The 19,540-nt window shown below is 71.2% G+C and carries 16 protein-coding genes; 9 read left to right on the top strand and 7 right to left on the bottom strand.

Annotation, left to right across the window (positions count from 1 at the left end):
• Nucleotides 1-4: 4 nt before the first annotated feature.
• From K8556_RS04970 to K8556_RS04960, 3 genes are read left to right on the top strand one after another with little or no spacing between them, the layout of a single operon-like run.
• Entirely contained in the window at nt 5-697 is a 693-nt protein-coding gene (locus K8556_RS04970; RefSeq protein WP_223738863.1) for an MBL fold metallo-hydrolase, read from the top strand.
• Between the two features lie 28 nt (nt 698-725).
• On the top strand, nt 726-1,181 hold the full coding sequence (locus K8556_RS04965; protein ID WP_223738862.1) for a beta-lactamase hydrolase domain-containing protein: 456 nt from the start codon (nt 726-728) through the stop codon (nt 1,179-1,181).
• Between the two features lie 35 nt (nt 1,182-1,216).
• Entirely contained in the window at nt 1,217-1,990 is a 774-nt protein-coding gene (locus tag K8556_RS04960; RefSeq protein WP_223738861.1) for an MBL fold metallo-hydrolase, read from the top strand.
• A gap of 45 nt (nt 1,991-2,035) precedes the next feature.
• On the opposite strand, the gene K8556_RS04955 is transcribed toward K8556_RS04960, so the two are convergent.
• The 5 genes from K8556_RS04955 to K8556_RS04935 all read right to left on the bottom strand — a co-directional run bounded on the left by K8556_RS04955 (nt 2,036) and on the right by K8556_RS04935 (nt 5,501).
• A complete protein-coding gene (locus tag K8556_RS04955; RefSeq protein ID WP_223738860.1) occupies nt 2,036-2,269 on the bottom strand; it encodes a hypothetical protein in 234 nt (77 codons plus the stop codon).
• Complete coding sequence (locus K8556_RS04950) at nt 2,266-2,559, bottom strand: hypothetical protein (protein ID WP_223738859.1); 294 nt, start codon at nt 2,557-2,559, stop codon at nt 2,266-2,268. Before K8556_RS04950 ends, K8556_RS04955 begins: the two co-directional genes overlap by 4 nt.
• 101 nt (nt 2,560-2,660) lie before the next feature.
• Nucleotides 2,661-3,824 carry a 4-hydroxyphenylpyruvate dioxygenase gene (hppD, locus tag K8556_RS04945; RefSeq protein WP_223738858.1) on the bottom strand — a complete coding sequence of 388 codons (1,164 nt, stop codon included), beginning with the start codon at nt 3,822-3,824 and terminating at the stop codon, nt 2,661-2,663.
• Between the two features lie 40 nt (nt 3,825-3,864).
• Nucleotides 3,865-4,524, bottom strand: coding sequence for a maleylacetoacetate isomerase (gene maiA / locus K8556_RS04940; RefSeq protein ID WP_223738857.1), 660 nt, complete (start codon nt 4,522-4,524; stop codon nt 3,865-3,867).
• Nucleotides 4,521-5,501 (bottom strand): fumarylacetoacetate hydrolase family protein, encoded by a 981-nt coding sequence (locus K8556_RS04935; RefSeq protein ID WP_223738856.1) that lies wholly within the window; start codon nt 5,499-5,501, stop codon nt 4,521-4,523. Before K8556_RS04935 ends, maiA begins: the two co-directional genes overlap by 4 nt.
• Nucleotides 5,502-5,942: 441 nt before the next feature.
• Between K8556_RS04935 and K8556_RS04930 the strand changes: the two genes are divergently transcribed.
• On the top strand, nt 5,943-10,901 hold the full coding sequence (locus K8556_RS04930) for an ATP-binding protein (protein WP_223738855.1): 4,959 nt from the start codon (nt 5,943-5,945) through the stop codon (nt 10,899-10,901).
• Here K8556_RS04930 and K8556_RS04925 read toward each other — a convergent pair whose 3' ends face one another.
• Nucleotides 10,902-11,933, bottom strand: coding sequence for a class I SAM-dependent methyltransferase (locus tag K8556_RS04925; RefSeq protein ID WP_223738854.1), 1,032 nt, complete (start codon nt 11,931-11,933; stop codon nt 10,902-10,904). It lies immediately after the preceding gene.
• A gap of 287 nt (nt 11,934-12,220) precedes the next feature.
• Between K8556_RS04925 and K8556_RS04920 the strand changes: the two genes are divergently transcribed.
• The 3 genes from K8556_RS04920 to serA all read left to right on the top strand — a co-directional run bounded on the left by K8556_RS04920 (nt 12,221) and on the right by serA (nt 15,802).
• Nucleotides 12,221-12,598 carry an STAS/SEC14 domain-containing protein gene (locus K8556_RS04920; RefSeq protein ID WP_223738853.1) on the top strand — a complete coding sequence of 126 codons (378 nt, stop codon included), beginning with the start codon at nt 12,221-12,223 and terminating at the stop codon, nt 12,596-12,598.
• A gap of 126 nt (nt 12,599-12,724) precedes the next feature.
• Nucleotides 12,725-14,392: a trypsin-like peptidase domain-containing protein gene (locus K8556_RS04915; RefSeq protein WP_223738852.1), complete on the top strand. Its 1,668-nt coding sequence runs from the start codon at nt 12,725-12,727 to the stop codon at nt 14,390-14,392.
• A 156-nt stretch (nt 14,393-14,548) separates the two neighbouring features.
• A complete protein-coding gene (gene serA / locus K8556_RS04910) occupies nt 14,549-15,802 on the top strand; it encodes a phosphoglycerate dehydrogenase (RefSeq protein ID WP_223738851.1) in 1,254 nt (417 codons plus the stop codon).
• On the opposite strand, the gene K8556_RS04905 is transcribed toward serA, so the two are convergent.
• Nucleotides 15,799-17,202, bottom strand: a complete 1,404-nt coding sequence (locus K8556_RS04905) for an FAD-binding oxidoreductase (protein WP_223738850.1) — start codon at nt 17,200-17,202, stop codon at nt 15,799-15,801. The genes serA and K8556_RS04905 overlap by 4 nt on opposite strands.
• A 167-nt stretch (nt 17,203-17,369) precedes the next feature.
• On the opposite strand from K8556_RS04905, the gene K8556_RS04900 reads away from it, so the two are divergent.
• A complete protein-coding gene (locus tag K8556_RS04900; protein ID WP_223738849.1) occupies nt 17,370-17,717 on the top strand; it encodes a hypothetical protein in 348 nt (115 codons plus the stop codon).
• A 27-nt stretch (nt 17,718-17,744) separates the two neighbouring features.
• Nucleotides 17,745-19,535: a hypothetical protein gene (locus K8556_RS04895; RefSeq protein WP_223738848.1), complete on the top strand. Its 1,791-nt coding sequence runs from the start codon at nt 17,745-17,747 to the stop codon at nt 19,533-19,535.
• Nucleotides 19,536-19,540: the final 5 nt, after the last annotated feature.

Here is a 19,540-nt window from a genome sequence, read left to right as displayed (position 1 = left end):
CGACATGATTTTCCGCCAGCTCTTCGACGCAGAGACCTCGACGTATACCTACCTTCTTGGCGACGAAGCGACGCGCCAGGCTGTCCTCATTGATCCGGTGCTGGAGCAGGTCGACCGGGACCTGCGGCTCGTGGGCGAGCTGGGCCTCACCCTCACCCACGTCTTCGATACGCACGTGCACGCGGACCACGTCACCGCGTCCGGCGTGCTGCGCGAGCGCACCCAGGCCACGGTGGTGGGGAGCGTGGGAGGTGCCGCTTGCGCCAACGTCCAGGTGCGCCACGGAGACGAAGTGCGCGTCGGGGGGCTCGTCTTCCAGGTGCTCGCCACGCCGGGCCACACGGATGACAGCGTCAGCTACCTGCTGGGCGACCGCGTCTTCACCGGCGACGCGCTGTTCGTGCGCGGCAACGGCCGCACGGACTTCCAGAACGGCAGCGCGAGCCAGCTCTACGACAGCCTCACCCGCGTCCTCTTCCGCCTGCCGGACGAGACGCTCGTCTACCCCGGGCACGACTACCACGGCCACATGGCGACGAGCATCGGCGAGGAGAAGCGGCACAACCCGCGCGTCGCGGGCAGGAGCCGCGAGGAGTTCATCGCCATCATGGACAACCTCCACCTGCCCAAGCCCAAGAAGATCGACATCGCCGTCCCGGCCAACCGCACCTGCGGACTCGTGGTGCCTTCACCGTGAAGAGCTTCGCAACCCGAGGAGGAGAACCATGGCAACGGAGCGCATCAAGCTAGGTGAGCGATGGACCGTGGAGCTGTCGCAGCCCACGCGGGAGCGGGTCGAAGCGCTCGCGGCGGAGGGGTTCCGCAGCCTCGTCAACCTGCGCACCTCGGAGGAGGTGGGCCAGGCCCTCTCGCCGGATGAGGAGGGGGCGGTGGCCCGCCAGCACGGACTCCAGTACCTGCACATGCCGGTGTCCCCCTCGAACCTCGGAACCGAAGCCGCCAGGAGATTCGACGAGGCGGTGGCACGCCTCCCCGCGCCCACGCTGGTGCACTGCGCCTCGGGGCGCCGCGCGGGGCTCCTCACCCTGACGCAGGTCGCCCGGGCCGAGGGGCTCTCCGGTGACGACGCCGTCGCCCGGGCCGAGCGGCTCGGCATCGAGCTCAACGATCAGGCGAAGTCGATCCTCAGGCAGTACGCCGACGGCGAGGGGCGGCGCTGAGCCCTGGACCGCGGGGCCACGAAAGGAACGTCCGCATGATCTTCCGTCAGCTCTTCGAGCCTGAGTCCTCTACGTACACCTATCTCTTCGGCTGTCCGCGGACGGGGCAGGCCGTGCTGCTCGACCCCGTGCTGGAGACGGTGGACCGGGACCTCGAGCAGCTCCAGCGGCTGCAACTGAAGCTCGCGTATGTCCTGGAGACGCACATCCACGCGGACCACATCACCTCCGCGTGCCGGCTGCGCAACCTCACCGGGTGCAAGATCGCGCTCCCGGCGCTGGAGCAGGTGTCGTGCAGGGACGTCGGTGTCGAGGAGGGGCGGCCGTTCAGCGTGGGGAGCCTCCACTTCCAGCCGCTCTTCACCCCGGGCCACACCGACACGCACCACAGCTACCTCGTCGAACTCCCGGACGTCATGCGCGTCTTCACCGGGGACGCCCTCCTGATAGACGGCTGCGGCCGGACGGACTTCCAGAGCGGTGACTCCGCGGCGCTGTACCGCTCCATCCACGAGAAGCTCTTCCCGCTGCCGGACGACACCCTCGTGTACCCGGCGCACGACTATCAGCACCGTCACGTGTCGACCGTCGCGCAGGAGCGCGAGCGCAACCCCCGGCTCGGCGGAAAGACCCTCGCGGAGTTCAGCGCCATCATGGCGAACCTCAAGCTCGCCTATCCCAAGAAGATCGACATCGCCGTGCCCGCCAACCGCCTGTGTGGGGATTGTCCTCCGGAGGCAGTGGAGCAACTGCATGCGCTCGGAGGGAAGTCAGCGCAGGGCGTGCCGGCTCCGGACGGAAGCGCCTGAGAGCCGGGACCCCCTGCGCCTCGGGCCGTGGTGCCTGGAACGGGCCTAGCGGGATCTGCGCCAGCGCAGCTCGCGCAGCACCGCTCGCGGTCCTTGCTTGAACAGCGTGATCAACATCCCCAGGACGACCAGCAGAAGCACCAGGAAGAGCGGACCCAGCACGACGCCTCCGAGCAGTCCCACCACCGCCCAGCCGATTCCGGATCCAAAACCCCAGACAGCGCCCGTCACGCCACCGATGGCGGCTCCCACGAGCATGATGGGTTCAATGAGGGTCATGGGGAGTTGGCGTCGCAGTAGACGTACTTCGTCCCGGTGGAGCAGCCCATGACGGCACACTGCGGGTCCCTCCGGGCCTCTTCGTCCTTCTGGATGAGGGCCTGGAGGTCATCGCCCTTCGCGCAGGACAGACACTTCACCTCTGGCTCCACCCCGCCGCAGCAGCCACAGCCGCAGGCGACGTAGGTGGCGGTGCAGTCCAGGGGCGCCTTCGCTTGCGCCTTATCCCCGGCGGACTGGCAGCCCCACCCCACCACCCCCGCCAGCAACAGCGGCACGAGCATTCGCATGGGAAAAACATAGGCCATTCCCCGGACGAAGAAACCCCACCGCCCGCTGCCCCAAAAGGGAGCGAGGGGTGGGGCTTTCATTCCACGAATGCCGTTGAGGCCTACACGCGCCCTTCAGCCTTCTGCGCGCGCTCGATGCTCTCGAACAGGGCGCGGAAGTTGCCGCCGCCGAAGCCCTGGTCGCCCTTGCGCTGGATGATTTCGTAGAAGAACGGGCCCGCGTCCGCCTGCTTGTAGAGGCTCGCCGCGTCCTTCATGAAGATCTGGAGCATGTAGCTGCGCTCCTTGTCCCCGTCGATGAGCACCTCCAGGTCGCGCAGGACGTTGATGTCCTCGTCGATCTTCTTGATGCCCATGCGCTGGATGCGCTCCGGCAGCGCGTCGTAGTACGAGCCCGGCGTCGGCATGAACTGGATGCCCGCGTTCTGCCGCATGTCCTTCACCGAGGACAGGATGTCCTTCACCGTGATGGCCAGGTGCTGCACGCCGTCACCGCGGTGGTCCTCGTTGAAGATGTTGATCTGGCTGGCCTTGAAGAACGGGAACTTGGGCTCGTTGTTCGCGAACTTCACGCCGCTCTTGGGGTCCCACATCACCTCGGACTTCAGGCCGCTGCCGTGGTCGCGCTTCTGCTGCGACGCCACGTCCTCGGTGTGGAACTCGATGTGCCAGAACTTCTCGAAGCCCATCACGTGCTCCATCCACAGGAGCATGGGCTTCATCGTCTGGAAGTTCGACGTGACGTGGTCCAGCTTGTCGAAGCCGTACTTGTTCTTGCCGCCCTTGGGCTGCGCGTGCACCAGGAAGCCCGGGTAGATGGACTTGTAGTTGTCCCGCTGCAGGAAGCGGAACGTGGTGTCGCCAAACGGCGTCGTGATGGAGAAGAACGACAGCTTGCCGCCCGCGTCGTCCGTGAAGCGCTGGATGTCCGTGATGAACGTGGCGCCCCGCTGCTCCAGCAGCTTGAACGTCTTCTCCACGTCCTCCACCACGAAGTTCAGCGTGCCCACGCCGTCCGGGTGCTTGCGCAGATAGCGCCACGCGCGGCCGCCCTCGCCCACGGGCTGGCTCACCACCAGGGCGATTTCACCCGCCTGGAACAGCGCGGACTTCTGCTTGCCGTGCGCCTCCAGCTCCGGCCCGGACACCGCCACCTCCGCGAAGTCCAACCCCTTCGTGTAGAACTGGCGGCTGCGCTCCAGGTCATGCACGTACCAGTGGATGCTCTCCAGGGCCTTGATGCCCAGCGATTCCTGCTTGGCCATGTCGCTGACTCCTCGTGGTGATGAAGAAGGTATTGAGTGACTACGCCGGCTGCGCGTCGGGCTGCCGGTCCGGCTGCGCCGCCTGGAAGGCGGGGAGTTCGTTGCACGCCGCTTCAATCCGCAAGAGCGTGGGGTAGGGCTTCAGGTCTACACCGAACCGGCGGGCCCCGTAGAGCTGGGGAACGAGCAGGACGTCCGCGAACGACACTGCGTCTCCCACACAATAACGCCCCGCCGTCGCCTGCACCGCCGCCTCCAGCGCCGTCAGCCCGTGCACGTTCCAGTGCGCCGCCCAGGCCTTCTCGTCCGCCTTCAGCTCGTTCTTGATGCGCAGCGTTACCGACGTGTTCTGCAGGGGCTGCATGCCGGCGTTCACCATCTCCGCCAGCATGCGGGCCTTCGCGCGCAGGTACGCATCCGTGGGCAGGAGGGCGGGCGAGGGCACGCGCTCCTCCAGGTACTCCAGGATGGCCATGGACTCGGAGAGCTTGCGCGTCTGCCCGTCCGCCTCCGTCCACTCCAGGGTGGGCACGCGGGCCATGGGGTTCAGCGCGCGGTAGTCCGCGGAGTTCTGCTGGCCGCCGTCCTTGAGCAGGTGCACCGCCAGGTACTCGAAGGGCAGCCCCTTCCAGTTCAGCGCGATGCGCGCGCGCCAGGAGGCGGAGGAGCGCCAGTAGCCGTGCAGCTTGAGGTTCCTCATGGCGCCTTCACCACCGTCTGGGAGATGCGGCCGAAGAGGCTGTGCCCTTCCCCATCCAGCATCTCGATTTCGATGGTGTCCCCGGGCTTCATGAAGGCCGTGCTGGGCTTCCCCGAGTCGATGGTTTCGATCATCCGGCGCTCGGCGAGGCAGGAGATGCCGCGCGAGCGGTCCTCGTTGGACACCGTGCCGCTGCCCAGGATGGTGCCCGCGGTGAAGGCGCGCGTGCGCGTCAGGTGCTGGATGAGGTCGCGGAAGGAGAAGTGCATCTCCGGGCCCGCGTCCGCGTCGCCCACGAGCTGGCCGTTGAGCGTGCTGCGCATGCGCAGGTGCACGCGGCCGTCCCTCCACGCCGGGCCCAGCTCGTCCGGCGTCAGCGCGAAGGGGCCGAACGCGGTGGCGGGCTTGCTCTGGAAGAAGCCGAAGCCCTTGGCCAGCTCCTCCGGGATGAGGTTCCGCAGGGACACGTCGTTGGCGATCATCACCAGCTTGATGTGCTTCTCCGCGTCCTCGGCCTTCGTGCCCATGGGCGTGTCGCCCAGCACGACGCAGACCTCGCTCTCGAAGTCCAGGCCCCAGGCTTCATCGCGCAGCGGGATGTCCTGCGTGGGCGCCAGGAAGTCGCCGGAGCCGCCCTGGTACACCAGCGGATCCGTGCGCAGCGTGGCCGGCGGCTCCGCGTTGCGCGCCTTGCGCACCAGCACCACGTGGTTGATGTACGCGCTGCCGTCCACCCACTCGTAGGCGCGCGGCAGGGGCGCGTGCAGCGCCTTCACGTCCAGCGGGCGGCTCTGCACCGCGCCGGCTTCCAGTTGCTGCGCCAGCGCGCGCAGTTGCGGCTCCTTCGCGCCCCAGTCATCCAGGGCCGCTTGGAGCGTGAGGGCCACGTTGGTGGCCAGCGCGTAGGCGGAGTTGTCCCGCTTGACGACGATGAGCCGCCCGTCGCGGGTTCCGTCCTTGAGCGTCGCGAGCTTCAATTCCGCGCTCCCTCGGCGGCCTGTGGGGGAGGAAGGGGGAGGCCGCCCGACCCGACGGGCTTTTCCGCCGGGCCACCAGACGAGTCAAGCACGCCCGTTGAACGCGGCGCGGCATCCTTCCTTCCTCCAGCAACGTTGCTGGCCGCTCGCATTCGCGCGGCTGTCGGCTGAAGGACGAAGCGCGGGCCGCCGTGCGCCGGGGCGTCGTGGAAATCCACGTGTTCGCCTGTCGGGCCGCCTGCTCCACGAACGGACAGGGGGCACCGGGGGATGGAGGCGGGAAGCGGGCGCGTTCCGACTGTTCAAATCCCGAGCAGCGCGCGCACCGCGCGGGCCGCTCCCCCCTGGCAGGGACCCGGGCGGAAACCCAGCTTGAGGAAGAGGGACATCCGGCCGACCACGCCGCCGGGCGACGCGGTTGGGGGCTCGCGAGGGCATTGAATGGCGCAAGGCTTCCAACAGGCCGGCGACACCCCCAGGGAGCCACACCCGGGCCAGCGGCTGGGCAACCGCTACGAGCTGCGCCAGCGGGTGAAGGCCGGCCGGGGCATCTCCACGTGGCAGGGGTTGGACCTGCTCACGCACGAGCGCGTGCTCGTGAAGGTCACCGCCCTGGCCGCCTTCGTCCCCACGGCCCGCCACCGGCTGGAGCACGAGGCGGAGGTGCTGTCGCGGCTGCAGGGCCCCGCGCTGGTGCCCGTGCGCCACCTGGGCACGTCCGCCGAGCTGCTCTACCTGGTCACCCCGTGGGTGGACGGCGAGACGCTGGAGGAGCGGCTGCGGCGCGGCGCCCTGTCGCTGCCGGAGGCCATCGTCCTGGGCCAGCGCCTGCTGGAGGCGCTCGCGGAGGCGCACCGCGAGGGCGTCCTCCACCGCGACGTGAAGCCCTCCAACATCCTGGTGCGCGACTTCCCGCTGTCCGCCGCGTGGCTCACCGACTTCGGCCTGTCGCGCAGCGAGCGGTTGGACCCGTCCCTGCGCGATTTGCCCGTGGGCACCGCGCGCTACATGTCCCCGGAGCAGGCGGGGCTCATCAACCGGCCGGTGGAGGCGCCGTCGGACCTGTACTCGGTGGGCCTGGTCCTCTTCGAGGCGCTGTCCGGCCGCCCCGCCCTGGAGGGCGCGACGGTGGGCGAGGTGCTGCGCCTGCACCTCACCGCGCACCCGCGCCTGCGGCCCGTGGGCGTGGAGGTGCCGCTGGCGATGGAGGAGCTCATCGCGCGGCTGAGCCAGACCGACCCGCGCGACCGCTACCAGTCCGCGGACGCCGCGCTCGCGGACCTGAACGCGCTGGAGGCCGCGCTGTCCCGGGGGGAGGCGGAGCCCGCGCTCGTCACCGGCGCGCACGACCACCGCCAGAGCCTCACCGAGCCGTCCTTCGTGGGCCGCCGCGAGGAGCTCCTGACGCTGGAGCGCGAGCTCGAGCGCACGCGCGAGGACGGCTCGCGCGCCGTGGTGGTGGAGGGCGAGTCCGGCGGCGGCAAGAGCCGGCTCCTGGAGGAGTTCTCCGCCCGGGCCGCGGGCCAGCGCGCGTGGGTGCTGCACGGCCAGACGCAGGACCAGGCCGCGCAGCGCCCCTTCCAGCTCTTCGCGGGCGTGGCCGAGGGCATCGCCGCCGCCGCGCGCGAGGAGCCCGCGCTGGGCGCGCTCCTGCGGGAGCGGCTCGCGGGCCAGGAGGCCGGCCTGTGCACCGTGCTGCCCCCGCTCGCGGAGGTGCTCCTGCCGGACTCGCGGACGGCGCGGCCCCAGGGGCTGGGCCCGGAGTCCCTGAGCGAGAGCCGCAGCGTGTGGAGCCTCACGGCGCTCTTGAGCGCGCTGGGCACGCCGGACGCGCCCGCGGTGGTGGTGCTGGAGGATTGCCAGTGGGCGGACACGCTCACCCTGCGCGCGCTGGAGGCGTGGTCGCAGGGCCGCCGCGCCGGGGACGGGCGGCTTTTGCTCATCGTGTCCTTCCGCAGCGAGGACATCCACGCGGACCACGTGCTCAGGCGCCTGGCGCCGGGCGCGCACCTGAAGCTGTCCGCCTTCGGCGCGGCGGAGGTGGCGCTGCTGGCGGAGTCCATGGCCGGCGTGCTGCCGCCAGAGGCCGTGGAGCTGGTGACGCGGCTGGCGGAGGGCAACCCGTTCATGGCCTCCGCGGTGCTGCACGGGCTGGTGGAGGACGGCGTCCTCATGCCCGGCCCGGAGGGCTGGTGGGTACAGCCGGAGGCGATGGCGCACGCGCGCTCGTCGCGGCAGGCGGCCACCTTCCTGGTGCGGCGCCTGCGCCTCTTGCCGCCGGAGTCCTTGCACGTGCTCAGCGTGGGCGCCGTGCTGGGCAAGGCCTTCGACGCGAAGGCGGTCGCGGCCCTCTCCGGCACGCCGCTGGAGGCCGTCACCACCGCGCTGGAGCCCCCGCGCCGCCGGCACATGCTGTGGACGCAGGGCACGCGCTCCACCTTCGTGCACGACAAGCTGCGCGAGGTGCTGCTGGACCTGCTCTCCCCGGAGGAGCGCCGGGAGCTGCACCGGCTGGCCGCGCGGGCCGCCCAACAGTCCGCGCCCACCGACCCGTTCGAGCTGGCCTACCACTTCGACGCGGCGGGCGAGAGCGCGCAGGCCCTGCCCTACGCGCTGGTGGCCGCGGAGCAGGCGCGCCAGCGCTTCTCCCTGGACACCGCGGAGGTGAACTACCGCATCGCCGAGCGCGGAGCCTCCGGCGCGGACGCGCGCACCCGCTACCGCATCGCGTCCGGGCTGGGCACCGCGCTGATGATGCGCGGCCGCTACGACGAGGCGCAGCGGCAACTGGAGACCGCGCAGACCCTGGCGCACGACCGGCTGGAGCAGGGCCGCACCCTGGGCCACCTGGGCGAGCTCGCCTTCAAGCGCGGCCAGACGGTGCAGGCCAACGCCTACCTGGAGCAGGGCCTGAAGCTTTTGGGCCGCTGGGTGCCGCCCGGCACGCTCACCACCGGCGCCAGCGCGGCGTGGGAGATCCTCACGCAGGCCGCGCACACCGTGGCGCCGCGCCTGTGGCTGGGCCGCAAGTCCCTGGCGCGGGGCGAGGAGGACCTGCTCGCGGTCAACCTCTACAGCCGGCTCGCGTACGGCTACTGGTACCAGCGGGGCCGCGCCGCGGTGCTCTGGGCGCACCTGCGCGACATGAACCTGGCGGAGCGCTACCCGCCCACGCCGGAGCTGGCGCAGGCCTACTCCGCGCACTCGCCCGCGCTCACCACCCTGCCCTGGTTCCAGCGCGCGTACGCCTACGCGGAGAAGTCGCTGGCCCTGCGCCAGCAACTGGGCGACGTGTGGGGCCAGGGCCAGTCGCTGCACTTCTACGGCCTGGCCCTCTACGCCTCGTCGCGCTTCAGGGAGTGCATCGAGAAGTGCCGCGAGGCGGTGCGCCTGCTGGAGCGCACCGGCGACCCGTGGGAGGTGAACAACGCCACCTTTCAAATCGCCATGTCGCTCTACCGCCTGGGCCGCCTGAAGGAGGCCGCGGCGGTGAGCCAGAAGCTGCACGCGGCGGCGCTCGCGCTGGGGGACCGGTACTCGCTGCGCCTGGGCCTGGAGGCGTGGGCCAAGTCCACCGGGGGCCGCATCCCCGCGGCGCTGCTGGAGACGGAGCTGGCGGCGCCCACCGCCACCGACCCGCAGAGCTTCGCGGGCGTGCTCCAGGCGGAGGGCCTGCGCCTGTTGCGCCAGAACGAACCCGCGCGCGCCGCGGAGGTGCTGGAGCGCGCCGAGCGCGTGGTGGAGGACGCGCACCTGCGTCAGGAGTACGTGGCCCCCATCACCCCATGGCTCGCCACCGCGCGAAGGCGCCTGGCGCAGCAGGCCAGCCCCCTGAACCCGAAGCAGCGCGACCGCCTGCTCGCGGAGGCGGACGGCGTGGCGAAGCGCGCCCACGAGGTCGCGCGCACCTACCGCAACAACCTGCCCCACGCGCTGCGCGAGCGCGGCCTGATGTGCGCGCTGCGCGGCCGGCCCGCGCGGGCCCGCAAGCACCTGGACGAGGCCCTGCGCGTGGCCGAGCAACTGGAGATGCGCCAGGAGCGCGCGCTCACGCTCCAGGCCCGGGGCGAGGTGGGCCGGGTGCAGGGCTGGCCCGGCGCCGCGCGCGACCTGGAGACGGCCGCGCGCGAGCTGGAGGCCATGGAGGACGGCCTGCACCGGGAGGCGGAGCACGCCACGGGCGTGGAGACGCTGTCGCTGGTGGACCGCTTCCCGCGCGTGCTGGAGGTGGGGCGCAGGCTCGCCTCCGCCCTGTCGCGCGAGGCCGTCTTCGAAACCGCGCGCCAGTCCATGCAGGAGCTGCTGCGCGCGGAGCGCTGCGCCGTGGTGGACCCGCGCGCGGTGGTGTCCGAGGAGGACGCGAAGAACCAGGGCCTCAGCCGCACCGCGCTCGCGCGCGCGCTGGAGACGGGCCGCATCACCGTGCTGGGCCAGGGGCTGCCCGGCGGCATCAGCGAGAGCATGGAGCTGCTCGGGGTGCGCTCGCTGCTGTGCGCGCCGCTCCAGGTCCGGGGCAAGACGGTGGCCTGCGTGGTGGCCAGCCACCGCAAGGTGGGCGCGCTGTTCGGCGAGGACGAGGAGCGCCTGGCGTCCTTCGTGGCCATCCTCGCGGGCGCGGCGCTGGAGAACGCGGAGAACTTCGAGCGCGTGGCCGCCCTCTCCGAGGAGCAGGGCCGCCTCTACCGCGAGGAGCAGGAGGCCGTGCGCCGGCGCGACGACTTCCTGTCCATCGCCGCGCACGAACTGAAGACGCCGCTCACGTCGCTGCAACTGCACATCCAGGGGCTCCAGTCCCAGGCCAGGGGCGCGCCCATGGCGCCGGAGAAGCTGACCGCGAAGCTGGAGTCCGCCTATTCGCAGACGCAGCGGCTGGGGAAGCTGGTCAACGACCTGCTGGACATCTCCCGCATCGCGCAGGGCCAGTTGCACATCAAGCGCGAGGACGTGGACCTGGTGGCGCTGGTGCGCGGCCAACTGGAGCGCAGCCGCGAGGCCCTGGTCCGCGCCGAGTGCGAGGTGCGCTTCCACGCCAGCGAGCCGCGCCTCATCGGCCACTGGGACGCGCTCCGGCTGGAGCAGGTGGTGGGCAACCTGTTGACCAACGCCATGAAGTACGGCGCGGGCAAGCCCGTGGAGGTGACGCTGGATGGGGACGCGACGCGCGTGCGGCTGGAGGTGCGCGACCACGGCATCGGCATCGCGGAGGAGGACCGGGCGCGCATCTTCGAGCGCTTCGAGCGCGCGGTGTCCGTGCGCCACTACGGCGGCTTCGGGCTGGGGCTGTGGATCGTCCGCGAAATCGTCCAGGCGCTGGGCGGCAACATCGACGTCGCCAGCGCCCCGGAGCAGGGCTCCACCTTCACCGTCACCCTGCCCCGCTCCGGCGCGCCGGTGCACTGACTACCGGCGCGTCACCTCCAGATAGATGACGTTGTCCTGCGAGTCGCGGAACAGCCGCACGCCGTCCACCTGCTCCAGCGGCGTCTCCGACAGGAGGCCGCGCATGCCGTCCTCGTCCCGGTAGGTGAGCCACCAGTCCATGAAGGCCTCCATGTAGCCCGTCTCCGGCGGGTGCACCGCGAAGTTGGCCACCAGCAGGCGTCCACCCGGGCGCAGCATCTGGAAGAGCAGCGCGGTGAGGCGGGCGGCCACGGAGTCCGACAGGTAGTCGTACAGCCCGGCGGAGTACGCGAAGTCCAGGTCGTGGAACGCCGCCTTGCCCGCGAGCAGGGAGCGGACCGAGCCGCACACCGGCCGCACGATGCCGTTCGGGTGCAGGCGCGAAATCTCCGCCAGGCTCACCGGGTCCTGGTCGAACGCGATGAGCTCCTGGAGCCGCCGCTCCGCCACCGCGCGTGACGACTCCGCCTCCCGCAGGTGCCCGCACGCCACCGACAGCACGCGCCCGTCGGGCCGCCGCCCGGCCGTCTCGTCCATCATCCGCGCGAGCAGCTCCCGGCGCTCGCGCACGCTGCGCGCGGAGGGCTGCCCGTGCATGTAGCGGTAGATTTCACGGCCCGCGTGCAGCTCGTCCGCCGCGTGGTCCATGTAGAGGTAGTCGATGAGCGCCGCGTCCCCCGCGTAGCCGCGCGGCCGCTCGAAGGCGTGCCGGGTGAAGGGACACTGGTGCAGGAAGGGGCGCATGGGGTGCTTGCGCGCCAGCTCCTGGCAGAAGCGCTTCCACACCTCCGGGCTCCACTGCCGCCGCCGCTGGATGAGCCCCCCGTGCAGGGCCGTCATCCCGGCGTGCAGCGTCTCGTCCGGCCCCTGCACCATCCGCGAGTGCAGGCGGTCCAGCCACTCCCGGGCCTCGGTGAGCGCTTCCTCCGCGGGGGTCGCTTCCTCCCTGGGGGCGTTCACCAGGATGAGGTGGTTGGTTTCAGGCGCGACCGGCAGAGCCGCGCCGTGGACCGACAGGATGGGCTGGCGCATAGGCATCATCCTGACAACCTGGGAGCGGGGGTCATCCACTTCCCGCGCCCGCGCTTTTCGCCAGGCCCCGCTCCGGCCAGCCGGCCGGGCCCCGCCTGCACCGGCCGGCCCACACCGGCCGCACGTGGCGTGACGCCCCGGGTCCGCCGGACCCTCCAGGCACGGTTCTGCCCGCAAGGCCCGACAATCCCCGCCCCGGTGGAGCGATTGCGGGGGGCGCGGTATCCGGCGACAGACACTGCGGCTAGGATGGCGCGCCCCGCCTGGAAGAGAGCCGCAAGCCGCGCATGAAGATTGAAATCGCCCACCTGCCCCACGACATCATCGAGATCATCTATCCCTCGGAAGTGACGCCGAAGGACGTGACCGAGTACGTCGAGCAACTGAAGAAGGACATCACCGCCCGCGGGGGCGCGGAGTGGTCCGCGCTGGTGGACCAGTCCAGGCTGCGGGTGATGCCGGCCACGGTGGTGGGGGAGATGGCCCGGCTGAACGCCTACGCCCAGCAGCGCGGCATGAAGCGCTCCGCGCGCGTGGTGAGCGACCCCGGCAGCGGCCTGCAGGCGTGGCGCATGACCAAGAACGCCGGCCTCACCATCCCCGCGAAGACCTTCGAGTCCCGCTCCGAGGCCCTGTCCTGGCTCGAAGCCCCCGACGCGGACTGAACGCGGAACCCCTGGCATCCCCTCCCCCCGGTCCTTCCATGCGACCGCACGGGTCCGTCTACGTCTTCCAGTAACACCCCCATTCTTCGCTGTGTCTGTCGCCGTACCCGTCAGGAGTCACCCCGCATGTCCATGTCCGCCCCCGCCCGCCGCGCGAAGCTGCTCGGCACCCTGTTCTGTACCCTCACCGCCCTGGCCTGTGGTCCGGCCCCCGAGTCCGGCGCGCCGGAGCAGCAGCCCGCGCTGAACGAGTCCAGCGCGCCGGTCGTCTACGGCAACGACGACCGCATGGACGTCTACGCGCACCCCAGCGCGGCCCTGCGGGACCTGGCGCGTCAGTCCACCGTGATGCTGACGATCCCGGAGTTCCTCGACATGTCGAACCCCAACGACGTCAAGGTGGATCCGCTGACGCTGGGCGAGTGGGAGGGCCTCTGCACGGACCAGCGCTTCTTCAACGATCCGATCCCGGCCCTCTGCTCCGGCACGCTCATCGACGATGACCTGGTGCTCACCGCCGGCCACTGCGTGGGGCCCGCGACGCCGAACGACGACTTCATCGAGTGCAAGGACGCGCGCTTCGTCTTCAACTTCTACAAGACGGCGGAAGGCCAGCTCCAGACCATCACCAGCCAGGACGTCTTCTCCTGCAAGAGCATCGTCGCGCGGCACCTGAGCACGGGGAGCGAAGCCACCAACGTGGACTACGCCATCATCCGGCTGGACCGCTCGGCGGCGCCGCGCTTCAAGCCCGCCCCGGTGCGTCCGGGCAGCGCCCCCCTGACGGTGGGCCAGAACGTGGCCGTCATCGGCAGCGGCAGCGGCGTCCCGTTCAAGATCGACTCGGGCGGCTCCGTGCGTGAGAACTTCGCCGAGTACATGGACTACTTCGTCGCCAGCACGGACACCTTCGGGGGCAACTCCGGCTCCGGCGTGTACGAGACGGGCACCTACACGGTGGCGGGCATCCTGGTGCGCGGCGACGACGACTACGTGGAGCGCGCGGGCGCCAACTGCAACGAGGTCAACGTCTGCGCGGAGAATGGCTGCAACGGCGAGGAGGTCACCTACGTGCACCAGGCCATCCAGGGGCTGTGCGCGGCCACCACCAACCTGCGGCTGTGCGGCACCACGCCGCCGAACTTCACCTTCACCGCGACCAACACCGCCAGCGCCACGCGCAACACCGTCAACGGCACGGTGACGCTCAAGGCTGGCGACAAGCTCACCGTGGGCACCTGCGGCGTCAAGGACGCGGCCCTCACCAGCGGCGACTCCTGGCTGCGCCTGCGCGGCCCGTCCGGCACGGAGGTCGCCTCCAACGACGACGGCTGCGGCAGCGGCTACGGTTCGAAGATCACCTTCACCGCCACGGTCGCGGGCACCTATGAGGTCCGCGCCGGCTGCTACCAGGCGGGCGCCTGCGCCGGCACGGTGGCCTGGGAGATTGCCCAGGCCAGCGCGTCCACCCAGGGCTCGTTCACCTTCGACGTGAGCAACACCGCCAACGCCACCACGGGCACGGCGAACAGCGACGTGACCCTCGCCGCCGGCCAGACGCTGACCTTCGGGAGCTGCGGCGTGGCGGGCGCGTCCGGCACGGGTGACACGGTGGTGCGCCTGTTCAACGCCGCCGGCCAGCAGGTGACGTTCAACGACGACGCCTCCGGGTGCGGCTCGCTGTCCCGCGCGACCTACACCGCGCCGGCGAGCGCGGGCGGCACGTATCAGATCCGCGTGGGCTGCTTCGGCAACGAGGCGTGCAGCGGCACGGTGGCCTGGACGCGCCAGTAACCTCCCGCGTCCCCGTGGTTCCTCCGGGCCCGTCCCTCTCCTCCTTGGAGAGCGGCGGGCCCGGTGTCTTTTGTCCCCCAGCTCCCCCGCCTCGGAGGGCACCCCTCCCCACCCGAGGCTTGACACCTTGGAGGGCGAGGTCTAACGCAAGGCGCCATGAGCACACCCCGCTTCCCGCCGTCGCCCCGCCGCCCCGTGAACGCCGAGGGCCCGCTGCGAGTCCTGCTGCTGGAGAACATCCACGCCTCGGCCCAGGAGATGCTGAAGGCGGAGGGCTTCGAGGTGGAGCGGCTGTCCGCCGCGCTCAAGCCGGAGGACCTGGCGGAGCGGCTCAAGGGCGTGCACCTGCTGGGCATCCGCAGCAAGACGACGGTGCCGGAGGAGTCGCTGAAGTACGCGGACGACCTGCTGGCGATTGGCGCCTTCTGCATCGGCACCAACCAGATTGATCTGCTCGCCTCCAGCGTGCACGGCGTGCCGGTGTTCAACGCGCCGTTCAGCAACACGCGCAGCGTGGCGGAGATGGTGCTGGCGGAGGTGGTGGTGCTGACGCGCCAGCTCTTCGACCGCAGCCGCGAGGTGCACACGGGGCAGTGGCGCAAGGTGGCCACGGGCAGCCACGAGGTGCGCGGCAAGACGCTGGGCATCGTGGGCTACGGGCACATCGGCTCGCAGTTGGGCGTGCTGGCGGAGGCGCTGGGCATGCGCGTCCTCTACTACGACGTGATGACGAAGCTGCCCCTGGGCAACTCGCGGTCGGTGCCCACGCTGAACGCGCTGTTGGCGGAGTCCGACTTCGTGACGCTGCACGTGCCGGCGCTGGCCTCCACGCACCTGATGATGGGCCCGGAGCAGTTGGCCGCCATGAAGCCGGGCGCGTGCCTCATCAACGCCAGCCGCGGCACGGTGGTGGACATCCCGGCGCTGGCCCAGGCCCTGCGCTCCAAGCACCTGGGCGGCGCGGCGGTGGACGTGTACCCGGAGGAGCCGGAGGGCAACTCGGACGGCTTCGTGACGGAGCTGCAGGGGCTGCCCAACGTGGTGCTCACGCCGCACATCGGCGGCTCCACGGAGGAGGCGCAGGCGTCCATTGGCAAGGAGGTGGCCACGTCGCTGCTCAAGTTCGTGAAGGGCGGCGCGACGACGGGCGCGGTGAACTTCCCCAACGTGGAGGCGCCCATCAACCCGGGCACGCACCGCATCATCAACGTGCACCGCAACACGCCGGGCGTGCTGCGTGACATCAACCGCATCGTGTCCGACCTGAACGCCAACATCCACGCGCAGGTGCTGAGCACGGACGCGAACGTGGGCTACCTGGTGATGGACCTGGACCAGGACGTGTCCCGCCAGGTGTGCGAGGCCATCGCCGGGCTGGAGACGGACATCAAGACGCGCATCGTGTCTTAAGCATCCAGGATCTTCCCCGGGTTGAGGATGCCCGCCGGGTCCAGCGCGCGCTTGAGGGTGCGCAGCAGCTCCAGCTCACCGGGCGCGCGCGTGTAGTCCAGGTAGTCCTTCTTGAGCAGGCCGATGCCGTGCTCGGCGGAGATGCTGCCGCCGTGCTTGCGCACCAGGTCGAACATGGCGTGGTCGGACTGCTTCGCGTGGGCGAAGAAGTCCGCCTTCTCCACCGCGTCCGGCTTCATCACGTTGACGTGCAGGTTGCCGTCCCCGATGTGGCCGAAGAGGCAGATCTCCCATCCCGGGTAGCGGCTGGCGAAGACGGCGTCCAGCTCCGCGCAGAACGCCTCCAGGTTCGCCACCGGCAGGGAGATGTCGTTCTTGTGCAGCACGCCCGTGGCGGAGAGGCTCTCGCTGATGGACTCGCGCAGCGACCACAGCTCCTGCGCCTGCGCGGCGCCTTGCGCCTGGGTGCCGTCCGTGACGAGCCCGCGCTCGAACAGCGAGCCGAGCCACGCCTCCACCGCCGCCGGGTCGCCGCCCTCGGACTCCAGCAGGACGTAGCAGCCGCTGGGGGCCTCGAAGGGCGAGCGCAGCTTGCGGTGGCGCTGCACGCGGGCCAGGCACTTGTCGGTGAAGAACTCGTAGGCGGAGAGCACCAGGGGCGCCTGGCGCGCGTCGCGGAACAGCCGCAGCACGGCGGCCACGTCCGGCACCGCGAAGAGGAAGACGTCCTGCTTGCCGGGCAGCCGCGTCAGCTTGAGCGTGGCCTCCGTGATGACGCCCAGCGTGCCCTCGCTGCCGATGAAGAGCTGGCGCAGGTCCACGCCGGTGTTGTTCTTCTCCAGCGCGCCGTTGAGCTCCAGCACCTGCCCCTGCGCCGTCACCACCTGGAGCCCCAGCACCCACTGCCGCGTGAGGCCGTAGCGGATGACCTTCACGCCGCCCGCGTTGGTGGCGATGTTGCCGCCCACCGTGCTGCTGCCCTTGGACGCGAAGTCCACCGGCCAGGTGAGCCCGTGCGGCGCGCAGTGCTGGTGCACGGCTTCCGTCACCGCGCCGGCCTGCACGCGCACCGTGTTGCCCAACAGGTCCACGGGCTCCATGCGCGTCATCCGCTGGAGCGACAGCACCACCTCGCCGTGCATGGCCACCGCCCCGCCCGCCAGGCCCGTGCGCCCGCCCGAGGGCACGACGGCCACGCGGTGCTGGTGGCACAGCGCCACGAAGCGGGCCACCTCGTCCGTGGTGCGCGGGAAGACCACCGCGCCCGGAGCGGGGGCGTACACGCGCGTCCAGTCGCGGCCGTACTCCTGGAGCTCCGCGGGCTCCCGGGTGAGGAAGCCGGCGGGGAAGGACTCGGCGATGGCGCGGAGGAAGTCGGCGGGCAGCGCGGCGGTGGACATGGCTCCAGGCGTATTGCAGCCCCCGGGGCGTGACAAGCCCGGCGGCGGCCTGGAGCACGGCCCCTGACGCATGCCGGGCTGGCAAAGAACCAAGGAATCCGGGGCTCCCCGTATAGGACTCCGACGCCGCGCCCCCGTCGCGGCCCTGCCCTTCCGAGGAACACCCCATGTCGTCGCTCCGCGCACTCGCCCTGCTGGCCACCCTGTCCCTCGTCCCGAGCACCGCCGGGGCCCAGGCCCAGCCGGAGGAGCCCGTTCAGGGCGTGGCCTACGTCTTCACGACGGTGGATGCCTACACCGTGGGCAACGGCACGCTCGATGTCACCGGCACCCTGGTGGGTGAGAGCGCCCCGCGCACCTTCCGCTTCTGGGCCATTGGCGACGCGTCCGTGGAGGCGGCGCGGTGTGACCGGCTGGCGCTGCTCGCCATGACCCGTCCCGGGCGCTACCTGTTCACGTGGAAGTGGACGAACGACTTCAGCAACTACCTGACCTGCACGCTGACCCGTCAGTAGCCCGGGCCCTCCTCCATGGACACGCGGGTGCGAATGATGCGGGCGTGGGTGTGGCTCGCCCTGGGGCTCCAGTTGGGCTGCGGTGGCGGCGTGGGCGCCCGGGACCTGGACGGCGACGGTCATCCGGCGGAGCTGGACTGCGATGACGCGAACCCCACCCGGTGGCGGTCCGTCACGGGCTACGTGGACACGGACGGCGACGGCCATGGCGAGCCGGGCCAGCGCATCACCTGCGTGGGCGACACGATGAGCGGCTGGGCCCGGGAAGCCGACGACTGCGCTCCCGGGGACCCCACCCGCTGGCGCTCCGTGCAGGGCCTGTACCCGGACGCGGACGGAGACGGGGCCACGGGCCCGGGGCCGGTGACGGTCTGCGTGGGGGCCACGGTCGTGGGCTACCAGGAGCAGCCGGGCCCGCCGGACTGCGATGACGGGGACCCGGCGGTGGTGTCCCTGACGGAGGCGTGGCCGGACACGGACGGGGACGGCGTGGGCGCGGGGACGCCCCTCCCGTGGTGCCCGAGCCGGGGGCGCTCGCCGCCCAGGGGCTCCGCGCTCACCTCCAACGACTGCGCACCCGAGGACGCGAGCCGCTGGCGGATGATCGCCTTCACGCACGTGGACATGGACAGGGACGGCTTCACCGTGGAGGCGCGGGGCGAGCAGTGCTCGGGAGAGCAGTTGCCCTCCGGCTACACCACCGTGTCCGGCCCGGTGGACTGCGACGACTCCAACGCGAACCGGACGGCCCTCGTCGAGCGCTGGCTGGACCCGGACGGGGATACGTACGGGACCGGGGAGCCGGTGCTCCGCTGCCTGGGCCCGGGGGAGTCCCCGCCAGGAGAGACCTTCCGGGGCGGCGACTGCAACTTCTGGGACAGCACCCGCTGGCAGCTCCTGCCCTACGCATCCTGGGACCCGGACGGCGACCGCCGCCTGACGCCCGGGACGGGCGAGGTGTGCAGCGGCTTCTGGTTGCCCACGGGCTACTCCTCGGAGGTCCGCGACGACGACTGCGAAGAGGGGAACCCCGCGCGGTTCGACCTCTGGACCGTCCACGTGGACGCGGATGGAGACGGCGTGGGCGCGGGCGAGGCGGCCTCCGTCTGTGGCGGCGCGCGCGTGCCCGAGGGCTACTCCGAGGACGCCTCCGACTGCGCGCCCCAGGACGCCGCCTTGTGGCGTCTGCGGGCCTACACCCACCTGGACGCGGATGGTGACGGGTACACCGTGTGGAAGACAGGGATGGTGTGCTCGGGCAAGAGCCTGCCCGCCGGGTATACCGACCAGATGGGCTGGGGCCCGGACTGCGACGACACGAACGCCGCCGCGTTCCACACCGTGAAGGCCTACGCGGACACGGACGGGGACGGCGTGGGCGCGGGACCGGTGACGGAGCTCTGCACCGACGGTCAGGTTCCCGCCACCTGGTCCGAGAAGGGCACGGACTGCGACGCGCAGGACGCGACGCGGTGGCGGAACCTGTCGGCCGCCCACGTGGACCGCGACGGGGACGGCTTCACCGCGCCCATCCCCGCCCAGCTCATCTGCACGGGGATGTCACTGCCCCCGCCCTACCGCCTCCAGGCCGTGGGCAATGACTGCGACGACGCGGACGTGGCCCGCCACCAGTGGGCCTACCGCTACCGCGACCAGGACGGCGACGGCGTCGGAGCCACGCCCCGGGAGATGATGTGCCTCGGGCCGTCGGCGGTCGCCGGCTGGTCGCGGTACGGGGACGACGCGGACGACCAGGACGCCTCCGTCCAGACGGATGAGGCCATGGAGGACGAACTGAGCCTCATCCTGGACCTGTAGGGCCG

Origin of the sequence: Corallococcus sp. AS-1-12 (genome assembly GCF_020036995.1) — a bacterium.
GTDB lineage: Bacteria > Myxococcota > Myxococcia > Myxococcales > Myxococcaceae > Corallococcus.
This window is presented reverse-complemented; position numbering and strand designations above follow the sequence as displayed.

What these genes read in the sequence shown, in the direction of transcription:
- K8556_RS04905 (WP_223738850.1), bottom strand. Translation starts at nt 17,202, where the DNA reads ATGTCCACCGCCGCGCTGCCCGCCGACTTCCTCCGCGCCATCGCCGAG.
- K8556_RS04955 (WP_223738860.1), bottom strand. Translation starts at nt 2,269, where the DNA reads ATGACCCTCATTGAACCCATCATGCTCGTGGGAGCCGCCATCGGTGGC.
- K8556_RS04915 (WP_223738852.1), top strand. Translation starts at nt 12,725, where the DNA reads ATGTCCATGTCCGCCCCCGCCCGCCGCGCGAAGCTGCTCGGCACCCTG.
- K8556_RS04965 (WP_223738862.1), top strand. Translation starts at nt 726, where the DNA reads ATGGCAACGGAGCGCATCAAGCTAGGTGAGCGATGGACCGTGGAGCTG.
- K8556_RS04925 (WP_223738854.1), bottom strand. Translation starts at nt 11,933, where the DNA reads ATGCGCCAGCCCATCCTGTCGGTCCACGGCGCGGCTCTGCCGGTCGCG.
- K8556_RS04930 (WP_223738855.1), top strand. Translation starts at nt 5,943, where the DNA reads ATGGCGCAAGGCTTCCAACAGGCCGGCGACACCCCCAGGGAGCCACAC.
- K8556_RS04960 (WP_223738861.1), top strand. Translation starts at nt 1,217, where the DNA reads ATGATCTTCCGTCAGCTCTTCGAGCCTGAGTCCTCTACGTACACCTAT.
- serA (WP_223738851.1), top strand. Translation starts at nt 14,549, where the DNA reads ATGAGCACACCCCGCTTCCCGCCGTCGCCCCGCCGCCCCGTGAACGCC.
- maiA (WP_223738857.1), bottom strand. Translation starts at nt 4,524, where the DNA reads ATGAGGAACCTCAAGCTGCACGGCTACTGGCGCTCCTCCGCCTCCTGG.
- K8556_RS04920 (WP_223738853.1), top strand. Translation starts at nt 12,221, where the DNA reads ATGAAGATTGAAATCGCCCACCTGCCCCACGACATCATCGAGATCATC.
- hppD (WP_223738858.1), bottom strand. Translation starts at nt 3,824, where the DNA reads ATGGCCAAGCAGGAATCGCTGGGCATCAAGGCCCTGGAGAGCATCCAC.
- K8556_RS04950 (WP_223738859.1), bottom strand. Translation starts at nt 2,559, where the DNA reads ATGCGAATGCTCGTGCCGCTGTTGCTGGCGGGGGTGGTGGGGTGGGGC.
- K8556_RS04900 (WP_223738849.1), top strand. Translation starts at nt 17,370, where the DNA reads ATGTCGTCGCTCCGCGCACTCGCCCTGCTGGCCACCCTGTCCCTCGTC.
- K8556_RS04970 (WP_223738863.1), top strand. Translation starts at nt 5, where the DNA reads ATGATTTTCCGCCAGCTCTTCGACGCAGAGACCTCGACGTATACCTAC.